The following is an 8,385-nucleotide window of genomic DNA, read 5'->3' as shown; positions in this document are numbered from 1 at the left end:
GTGAATCACAATGCCCCACTCAGTTCAATAAATTAATAGGTCCTGAACCTAGCAAGCAGGGCATAGGAAAACGGTAGTTCGTGCGTCTGTCCGGGTAAAAGCTTGAAGGACGGCGCCGATCATTAAGGCTGACAGTTACAATCCCATTGTGACATAACCGGCCGAACCCGTGATCTCGCCACGGAACGCCAGCATTTTCCCTACACTGATGCCTTGCAGGTCGCCGTAAAATATTTTGTTGATCGACATACTATCAATTTGGCCCTCACCGTCACTGACCCGCAAGAATATCACGTCGAAGGTGCCCAGAGCTTCATTTTCCATTCTTCCCACCGAAAAGCACGTCCGCTTGTAGAGCTTCTCGTCGCGTTAAGAACGACTATATGAAGCGGTATCTGCCCCTCTATTCCTTCCTGATCAGTTCCAGACCCTCCTCATATGTCGTCACGGGAAATCCAGGAAAATGACGCTTGAATTTGCTTGAGTCAAAAAGATTGTCCTGTTCGTAACGGGGCAACAGTTCCCTGATCTCCCGCACCTTTTTTGAGAAAATGCCTGCGATGATCAGTGGCCATTTTCCAATGACCGAATAGGAAGGGGGGCGTTCAAAAATTCTGCTCGCCATGGTGACAAATGTCTTATAAGTCGGTCGCTCGTCGCAGCATGGCAGATGCCAGGTCTGTCCGAAAGATTCCGGTGTATTACCCAGCGTTGCCAGCGCGCGGCTCGCATCCGGCGTCCAGATGAGGGTCCTGCGGGTGTCGTCACGGACAGGAACCAAGGGCCTTCTGCCTGCTTTCAGCCTGTCAATGATCAGGGCGTTGGTGAAGCTCTGGGTTTTTCCCGGGCCATAGAATTCTGGTGCGCGGGCGATAAGCACCGGAATGTCTCCGCGTGCCATTTCCTGCAACACCATGGTGGCCATTGCCGCGCGCACCCGTCCTTTCCGGCCAACCGGGGCAAAGCGTGTTTCCTCCGTCTGGATCTGGCTGTTCTGCGGATACATGTAGGTATTGTCGAAATAGGCAAAGCTGGCCCCCGCCATCCGGCAGGCTTGCAGGGCATTCCTCAGCATGACGGGAAACTGTTCTTCCCAGAGCCTGCTGTCAGGGGGCAGGCCGGCCGTGAAGTAGACGATCCGGCTGCCTTTGACCGCCTGTGCCGTCTGCCCTGCATCCAGAAGGTTCGCCGCCATGAGAGTATCGTCTTCGTTGACCTTACGAGGATTGCGGCTCACGAGCCGCAACTTCCCCGTATGATGCTGATGCAATGTCCGCGCCAGCTCCGTGGCGATCTGACCATTTGCGCCCAGTATTGTCTGCATGTGAGGCTGCCTCCATAACGTCAGGTAGGTTTGCCCTTACACCGTTAACCTTGAAGTCAGATTTAATGTCAAACCACAGATTGACCTTAAACTGCGCTTGAACGTTACAGGATGGTGGTCAGAAACGCCGCCGCATGAGAGGGGCCAGCCATGAACCGTCGTATCCTTCACGTTGTCACCAACACCGCCCATTTCGGCAATTCCACGCATCCGACCGGATTATGGCTGTCGGAACTGACGCATGCGTGGGACGTATTTGCCGCCAGCGGTCATGAACAACGCATTGTCAGCCCCAGAGGCGGCAAGGTTCCGCTTGATCCGCGTGCATTGAAATGGCCGATGCGCGATGCCTCCACCAAAGCCTGGCTGGCTGATCCGGAAAAAATGGCCCTGCTGTCTTCAACACCCTGCCCCGCAGAGACCAATCCGGGCGATTACGATGCGATCTACTTTACCGGCGGTCATGGCGTGATGTGGGATTTTCCCGACAATGAGGGCCTTCAGACCATCACCCGCGCACTATGGGAAAAGGGCGGCGTGGTCTCCGCTGTCTGTCATGGATATTGCGGGCTGCTGAACACCCGGCTTACAGATGGTTCCTTTCTGGTCCGCGGTCGAAAAATTACCGGATTTTCCTGGACCGAGGAGAGGCTGGCAGGTGTCGCACGCGAAATCCCCTATAATGCGGAAGCGCAGATGAAGGCACGGGGCGCGATTTATGAAAAGGCGCTGCTTCCGTTCATGTCCCATGTCGTGGCGGATGGACGGCTGGTGACGGGACAGAACCCCTTTTCCGCCAGAGCGACGGCAAGAAAAGTGATGGCGCTTCTGGATAGGGCTTAACGGGAAGCCATCTTTTTGCGGCGTCCAGGGCTTACCGACTGGCGGCGGTCCGTCTTATCCAGAAGGCGGATATCGTCCGACGTGACGTCGAGGGCTACGGGGTGTTCCGCAAGCATGTTCGTCAGGACACGATGCGCATTGGCCGCACAGTCCATGTCGTCGGGGCGCGCCTGAATATCCTCGATCAGACGGAGCAGATGCGCCCTGCTATAGGCCAGGCGTGCCTGCAGCGCTTCGATATCCGCAATCTTGCGTGTCAGGGCATCCATCAATGTAGCATGGTCCCAGTGTTCCAGATCAGGGGGCAGCAGGGTGCGGATTTCATCCAGTGTAAACCCGGCCCGCTGCGCCGTTGTGATGAGCCCCAGGATCATCACGGCCTGCTGCGGATAGGTCCGGTATCCGTTGGGCCGACGGTCAACCGTTTTCAGCAGTCCGATGCGCTCATAGAACCGGATTCTCGACGGCGCAAGGCCACTTAGCCGTGCCAGCTCTCCAATCTTCATGATTTACTCCCGGTCATGAACGCAGCTTGACCTTGAAGCTATCTTCAACGTTAGGCTCTGACCAGTATCCCGTTATTGATCGGCAAGGAGGCGTATCATGTCATTCGTCATAACATCTGATGTCGTAGAGATTTTCTACAAGGACTGGGGACCGAAGGATGCCCGGCCGATCGTCTTCCATCATGGCTGGCCGCTCAGCGCCGATGACTGGGACACGCAGATGCTGTTTTTCCTGAACAAGGGCTTTCGCGTGATCGCGCATGACCGTCGTGGTCATGGTCGCTCGGCACAGGTGAGCGACGGGCACGACATGGATCATTACGCGGCGGATACATCGGCAGTTGTTGAACATCTCGACCTGAAAAACGCCATCCATGTCGGGCATTCGACCGGCGGGGGCCAGGTTGCCCGCTATGTCGCGAAATATGGGCAGCCTCAGGGACGTGTTGCCAAAGCCGTGCTCATCAGTTCCGTACCGCCTTTGATGGTCCAGACGGACCGCAGCCCTGACGGCGCACCGATCGCAGTCCTGAACGGACTGCGTACGGGGCTTGCGGCCAATCGCGCGCAGTTCTTTCTGGATATAGCCAGCGGACCGTTCTACGGCTTCAACCGCCCGGGAGCAGAAGTTTCGGAAGGCACGATCCGAAACTGGTGGCGTCAGGGCATGATGGGCAGCGCCAAGGCCCATTACGAGGGTATCAGGGCATTCTCCGAAACGGATCAGACCGAGGATCTGAAGGCCATCACAGTGCCGGTGCTTGTGCTGCAGGGCGATGATGATCAGGTCGTGCCTTACCAGAACGCGGCGATCCTTCAGGACAGGCTGCTTCAGGACAGCACGCTGAAGATCTATCCCGGTTATCCGCATGGCATGCACACGACACATGCAGACGTCATCAATGCAGATATCCTGGCGTTCATTACCGTATGATGATCGCATCATAACGATGTGACGTTTAGCGTCAGCAGGTAGCGTCTGGACTCTCCATCTGCCTTGTTGTGCGTTCAGTTCCCGCAATATCGCCGCGCAGAAATCTGTCCGTCGGTGTCGGCTTACGGTAACGTCGCTGACGGACGGAATGTCTTGAATGAGGCGACTACCGCCTATTCTCACTTTCGGAAATCCGAGCATCCAGAAATCTAAGGGCTATTCACCCAGGAATTCTGTCTTCCCCTTTCTCCCATGTGTCTCTTGAGACACGGTATGTAAATTCCTTCCCGACGACCTACGGGACAGGAAACGCGCCAGAGCTGGCCCGGTGACCAGAACGCAGAAAAACCGAGCGACCTGCATGGCAATGACGAAAGGCATATCCACTTTCGTGGTCGAGGCAATGATGGAGACGGAATCAGCCCCACCAGGGCTGGTTGCAAGATAAGCCGTCAGCAGATCCACATGCGCCAGCCGCGCAAGCACCAATGCAAAGCCGCCACACACCGCAATCAGCGCCAGGATGGAACCCAGCACGCGTGGAAAGACACGTCCGGCATAAGCCAGCACATCTGGCGTAAACCGCATGCCGATGCCCCACCCGACCAGGGCATAGGCCGCGACCAGCAGAAGATGCGGCTGTTCGATCGGCAGATGGGCACCAAGCCTTGCGGCCATCCCGATCCCCATGGGCACAAGCAGTCCCCCGGCCGGCATGCGCAGACGGGTGCCCAGGGCGCTCCCTGCCAGTGCGATCACCAGCGCCAGTAAAGCCCCCTGCCATGAGAGGGTCTGTACCACGACCAGTGGGGCGGACGGCGTTCCGGCCACACGCGCTATAACAGCCGCAATGCCGGCGCAGCAGGCCACGCGCAGATATTGCATGAAGGCGACGAGCCGCATATCCGCCCCATATGATTCCGCCATCAGCGTCATGACCGTGGCCGCACCGGGTGACGAACCCCAGATCGCGGTATTGCCGGGTAGCAGGCGCGAGCGTGTCAGCAGCCAACCGAGAAGGGCTGCCGCAGACAGGGTAGAAAACGTACCGGCAACAAAGACCGGCCAGCTGGCTGCCATCTCGTGAAAGATCGAGGCTGAAAGATAGCTGGCGATCATGACCCCGACCACGCCCTGCGCACCGAGAAAGGCCCAGCGGGGAATACGGACCGCGCCGCCCCGTGTGGCCAGTACGACCGCCGCCCCCAGTGGTCCCAGCAGCGGCGCGGCTGGCAGGCGTAAGGCGGTCAGAAGCATACCGAAAACCAGCGAAAGCAGTGCCAGTAAGCCCCATCGCCCGGCCAGCAGCCATGCGGACGGCCCCACCCTCACCGCTTAACCGCCAAACACGATTGTATCGGAAGGCAGCACGCGTGCGATCCGCGGAAGGATGGAGCGGATGGAAACATCATGAAGGTCTGCTGACAGGCTGGTGCAGAGATCCTCGGCGATGACAATATGGTAGCCAAGTTCCCAGCCATGCCGTGCGGTGGATTCAACGCCGAAATTCGTAGCAATACCGCCCAGCACGACCGTCCGGATGCCCCGCCTGCGGAACTGCAGGTCGAGTTCCGTGCCTGTAAATGCCCCCCACTGATGTTTGGTGATGACGATATCGCCGGGTGCCACCAGCCCGTCGGCCAGGTGCGCCCAGTCCGCTGGCAGCCCGCCTTCTGGCGGGCTTAAAGGCTGGTCGGCCGGACCGGGCGGCGCATCGGCAAAGTCGGGTGCAAACGCGACCCGAACCAGTACGACCGTAGCACCGGCATCCCGGAAGCGGGCAGCAAGCGATTTACCGCTCTCCAGCACCTGCGATGATGGCTGCGGGGCAGTTGGCAGGGCAAGTATGCCATTCTGCAGGTCAATGAGGACAAGGGCGGTGGTTCGCGGGTTAAATCTGTTCACGGATCGGCGCCTTCCGGGATCTGGATACATGGTCGGGTCAAACATCGACCGGTAATGGAAAATCGGTTATGCGAGGACTGTCTCACATAAAAGAAAGTTGAGGGTACCCTCGCATTATGTCAAGCCCGCCCCGTTCATCACCACTCGCACCCAAGCGGCAGCGCGGGCGCGACCGCGTTGAAGCGATCCTTGCAGCCGCGACAACGGTATTTGGCGAGAAATCTTACGAGGCGGCGACAATGACCGAGATCGCTGCCCGCGCCAGCACGGCAATCGGTTCGCTCTACCGTTTTTTCCCGACCAAGGACGTGCTGGCCGCCGCATTACTCGAACGCTACGGCGCGCGGCTCCTACATGCCCTGGATGAGTTGGTCGACCACGATCCGCCGCTGCCGCCACGTGACGCGGCGCAAGGGCTGCTGGACATCATCCAGCGTCTGCGGACGGAACGCTCAGTCGTCCTTTCCCTGCTCGACAGCGGGATTACCCTGCCAGATAGGACAGGAACGCTCCGCAAGGCGCTGATCGGGCGTATGGGTCAGCTGCTGTTACGGCTGGGTGGTTCTCCGGGTCCACATGACGAACGGGCCGTGATGCTGCTGCATCTGGTCAAGGCGATCTTTACCTTGCCGCAGGATCATTCTGTCCCCCGTCCCGCCCAGGATAAGGAAGCCGTCACGGTACTGCAGCTCTATCTGGAACATGCGGCCGCCTCCCGCTGATCCGGGTCAGAGGTCGCTCCGTAACCTCTGAATCCGCACACAGCCGATCGGTATCTCCAGCGGTCGCGTCATCTGAATCGAACGGGTCTGCTTTTCAAATCATAACTGACTGCGATGCGGTAAAAATCGAGCTTTTACTCTCCAACTGTTTCGCGACGGTCAGAGAAACGCATCAAGCCGACGCAGCAATTCTGCCGGTACTTCCCCCTGCGGACTATGACCACAGTCAATAGCGTATCCCCGCACGTCCACGGCTTTTTCGCGCCATGTCTCGACAACATCATATAACGCGCCCACGGCGCCACGCGCACCCCACAGAGCCAGTAATGGGGCCTCAATCCGCCTGTCTGCATCAGCAGCATCATGGACGAGGTCGATGCCTGCCGCAGCGCGGTAGTCTTCGCACGCTGCATGACGCATTGCCGGGTCAGCGTAGCATCGACGATATTCGGCCATGACACGCGGATCGACCGATCCTGGTATCTTGATCTGTCCTGCAATGTGGCTTTCGAGAAAAAAGTCCGGATCTCCACTGATCAGCCTTTCGGGCAAGGAGGCGGGCTGGATCAGAAAAAACCACCAGAAATAGCGTCGGGCGAATTCCATATTGGTCCGGGCATACATCGTTGCTGTCGGTGTGATATCGATCAGCACCAGTTTTTCCACCGCCTGCGGTGCATCCAGCGCCATGCGGTGCGCCACTCGTCCGCCCCGGTCATGCCCGACAACCATGAACCGTTCAAATCCAAGCTGGTGCATGACGCCAACCAGATCAGCCGCCATGGCCCGCTTGGAATAGTTGGCGTGATCCGCCCCACCTTCAGGCTTGGCGCTATCACCATAACCCCGCAGATCTGGGACCACGATGGTAAATCGCTTAGCCAGTGCGGGCGCAACCTTATGCCAGGTCAGATGCATCTGCGGATGACCATGCAGCATGAGCAGCGGCGGTCCGTTTCCGCCAGTAGCCGTGCGGATCCGCACGCCATTCACCTCGATATCCCGCCAGATAAAGTCCGGCAATAAATTGGGGAATTTCCTGATTGCGGTCATGCTTTCACCTGCATTCGTCCAGTGGCACACAGCAAAAAAGCAGAATATCAGGAAAACCAGTATTTCCCCTGATGAAGACCTGTTGATGACCGATCCGCAGACGACGCAATGACTTTCGGCGCCTTGAACGTCATTCACCGCACCTCAAGAGCGTGACTGATATTGTCAAGCCGTCCTGCCAAATACAGAGCACAGCGGCGAATAAGTCATAGCTACCGCCGCAATGATAACATTTACGCTTTTGTCGACATCACCCCTGATCACGAAAGTGGCTATCATCACACGGCTGATGGATCGTGCTCACGGATGTAGCACCGTATAAGCGGCTACGATTAGGTCCGATCCATACCGACATAAAAAGCCGTAAAAGAACGGAAAAAACGCCTGTTAATTCTCCGAAAAACATGGGGTTTCTTGTTCCGCTATCGACGCTGACATTTTGCCATTTATCGCGGAGTGAAGCGCACAGTTCTGTATCGCAACTGGCTGCAAGTTAGGCTGGCCTGAGTTGAATCTGCGAAACTACATTACTGATTTTACTATACTTTATTTTTGAGCCAACGTACGTCCAAAGAAAACCCTACGAACCTGTTGGTTTCGTGGGGTTTTCTTTATGTCGTCTGATTGCGGGGGAAGACAACCAACGATACTTGCGATTGGCGGACCGCGAAATACTGCGCCTCGCCGCATAACAGCATCATCATGCCAAAGCGCATGGACACATCAAACCGGAATCTTTATCAGAAGCAGATTGCCTCGTATATAATCCCATAAAATGGCTAGTTTGTGAGACAATACGTTATATCCGAGGCCACGTTCTTCTCTGCTGCCTTCGATTGGTCCTAGGAGACTGTCGCGCGATACTGTCTCCAAAAGCGCCCATCTCGGCAGGTCCTCCACCCAGACAAAGCTACGCGAGATGGTCGGATCCTCAATCCCGTCCGCCTCTGGACAGATTCAACCCAACAGACTTTCGCGTGGTACCGATCAGAGTCCCTACCCTCCTTCGGTGACTAAACTGCCGAGGCGCTCGTCCGGGGGGGCGCTAGGCTCAGGACTCATTCTTTGAGATAGAAGATGAAGCTTGCTGCGATGTGG

At 57.3% G+C, this 8,385-nt stretch carries 9 protein-coding genes; 3 read left to right on the top strand and 6 right to left on the bottom strand.

Annotated features, from left to right (window positions below; all coding sequences use genetic code 11):
- Positions 1–135 precede the first annotated feature (135 nt).
- Positions 136–324 (bottom strand): hypothetical protein, encoded by a 189-nt coding sequence (locus NJLHNGOC_RS14875; protein WP_113597052.1) that lies wholly within the window; start codon positions 322–324, stop codon positions 136–138.
- Positions 325–403: 79 nt separating this feature from the next.
- Positions 404–1,324: an SDR family oxidoreductase gene (locus NJLHNGOC_RS14870; RefSeq protein WP_113597051.1), complete on the bottom strand. Its 921-nt coding sequence runs from the start codon at positions 1,322–1,324 to the stop codon at positions 404–406.
- 150 nt (positions 1,325–1,474) lie between these two features.
- On the opposite strand from NJLHNGOC_RS14870, the gene NJLHNGOC_RS14865 reads away from it, so the two are divergent.
- Positions 1,475–2,167, top strand: coding sequence for a type 1 glutamine amidotransferase domain-containing protein (locus tag NJLHNGOC_RS14865; RefSeq protein WP_113597050.1), 693 nt, complete (start codon positions 1,475–1,477; stop codon positions 2,165–2,167).
- Here NJLHNGOC_RS14865 and NJLHNGOC_RS14860 read toward each other — a convergent pair.
- The gene (locus NJLHNGOC_RS14860; RefSeq protein WP_113597049.1) at positions 2,164–2,673 is read right to left on the bottom strand and encodes a MerR family transcriptional regulator; all 510 of its coding nucleotides are present in this window, start codon (positions 2,671–2,673) and stop codon (positions 2,164–2,166) included. The genes NJLHNGOC_RS14865 and NJLHNGOC_RS14860 overlap by 4 nt on opposite strands.
- Positions 2,674–2,770: 97 nt before the next feature.
- On the opposite strand from NJLHNGOC_RS14860, the gene NJLHNGOC_RS14855 reads away from it, so the two are divergent.
- Positions 2,771–3,607, top strand: coding sequence for an alpha/beta fold hydrolase (locus NJLHNGOC_RS14855; protein WP_113597048.1), 837 nt, complete (start codon positions 2,771–2,773; stop codon positions 3,605–3,607).
- A 216-nt stretch (positions 3,608–3,823) separates the two neighbouring features.
- On the opposite strand, the gene NJLHNGOC_RS14850 is transcribed toward NJLHNGOC_RS14855, so the two are convergent.
- Both NJLHNGOC_RS14850 and NJLHNGOC_RS14845 read right to left on the bottom strand, forming a co-directional pair.
- Positions 3,824–4,933 (bottom strand): AbrB family transcriptional regulator, encoded by a 1,110-nt coding sequence (locus NJLHNGOC_RS14850; RefSeq protein WP_113597047.1) that lies wholly within the window; start codon positions 4,931–4,933, stop codon positions 3,824–3,826.
- Between the two features lie 9 nt (positions 4,934–4,942).
- The gene (locus tag NJLHNGOC_RS14845; RefSeq protein WP_113597046.1) at positions 4,943–5,512 is read right to left on the bottom strand and encodes a hydrolase; all 570 of its coding nucleotides are present in this window, start codon (positions 5,510–5,512) and stop codon (positions 4,943–4,945) included.
- A gap of 116 nt (positions 5,513–5,628) precedes the next feature.
- On the opposite strand from NJLHNGOC_RS14845, the gene NJLHNGOC_RS14840 reads away from it, so the two are divergent.
- Positions 5,629–6,234: a TetR/AcrR family transcriptional regulator gene (locus NJLHNGOC_RS14840; protein ID WP_113597045.1), complete on the top strand. Its 606-nt coding sequence runs from the start codon at positions 5,629–5,631 to the stop codon at positions 6,232–6,234.
- Positions 6,235–6,393: 159 nt separating this feature from the next.
- Here NJLHNGOC_RS14840 and NJLHNGOC_RS14835 read toward each other — a convergent pair whose 3' ends face one another.
- Positions 6,394–7,287, bottom strand: a complete 894-nt coding sequence (locus NJLHNGOC_RS14835; RefSeq protein ID WP_113597053.1) for an alpha/beta fold hydrolase — start codon at positions 7,285–7,287, stop codon at positions 6,394–6,396.
- Positions 7,288–8,385 lie beyond the last annotated feature (1,098 nt).

Origin of the sequence: Novacetimonas cocois, assembly GCF_003311635.1 — a bacterium.
Taxonomy (GTDB): domain Bacteria; phylum Pseudomonadota; class Alphaproteobacteria; order Acetobacterales; family Acetobacteraceae; genus Novacetimonas; species Novacetimonas cocois.
Note: the sequence above shows the minus strand (reverse complement) of the source record. Positions and strands in the feature narration are given on the sequence as shown.

Coding starts and splice junctions, on each gene's coding strand:
- NJLHNGOC_RS14875 (WP_113597052.1), bottom strand. CDS start 324: ATGGAAAATGAAGCTCTGGGCACCTTCGACGTGATATTCTTGCGGGTC.
- NJLHNGOC_RS14870 (WP_113597051.1), bottom strand. CDS start 1,324: ATGCAGACAATACTGGGCGCAAATGGTCAGATCGCCACGGAGCTGGCG.
- NJLHNGOC_RS14865 (WP_113597050.1), top strand. CDS start 1,475: ATGAACCGTCGTATCCTTCACGTTGTCACCAACACCGCCCATTTCGGC.
- NJLHNGOC_RS14860 (WP_113597049.1), bottom strand. CDS start 2,673: ATGAAGATTGGAGAGCTGGCACGGCTAAGTGGCCTTGCGCCGTCGAGA.
- NJLHNGOC_RS14855 (WP_113597048.1), top strand. CDS start 2,771: ATGTCATTCGTCATAACATCTGATGTCGTAGAGATTTTCTACAAGGAC.
- NJLHNGOC_RS14840 (WP_113597045.1), top strand. CDS start 5,629: ATGTCAAGCCCGCCCCGTTCATCACCACTCGCACCCAAGCGGCAGCGC.
- NJLHNGOC_RS14835 (WP_113597053.1), bottom strand. CDS start 7,287: ATGACCGCAATCAGGAAATTCCCCAATTTATTGCCGGACTTTATCTGG.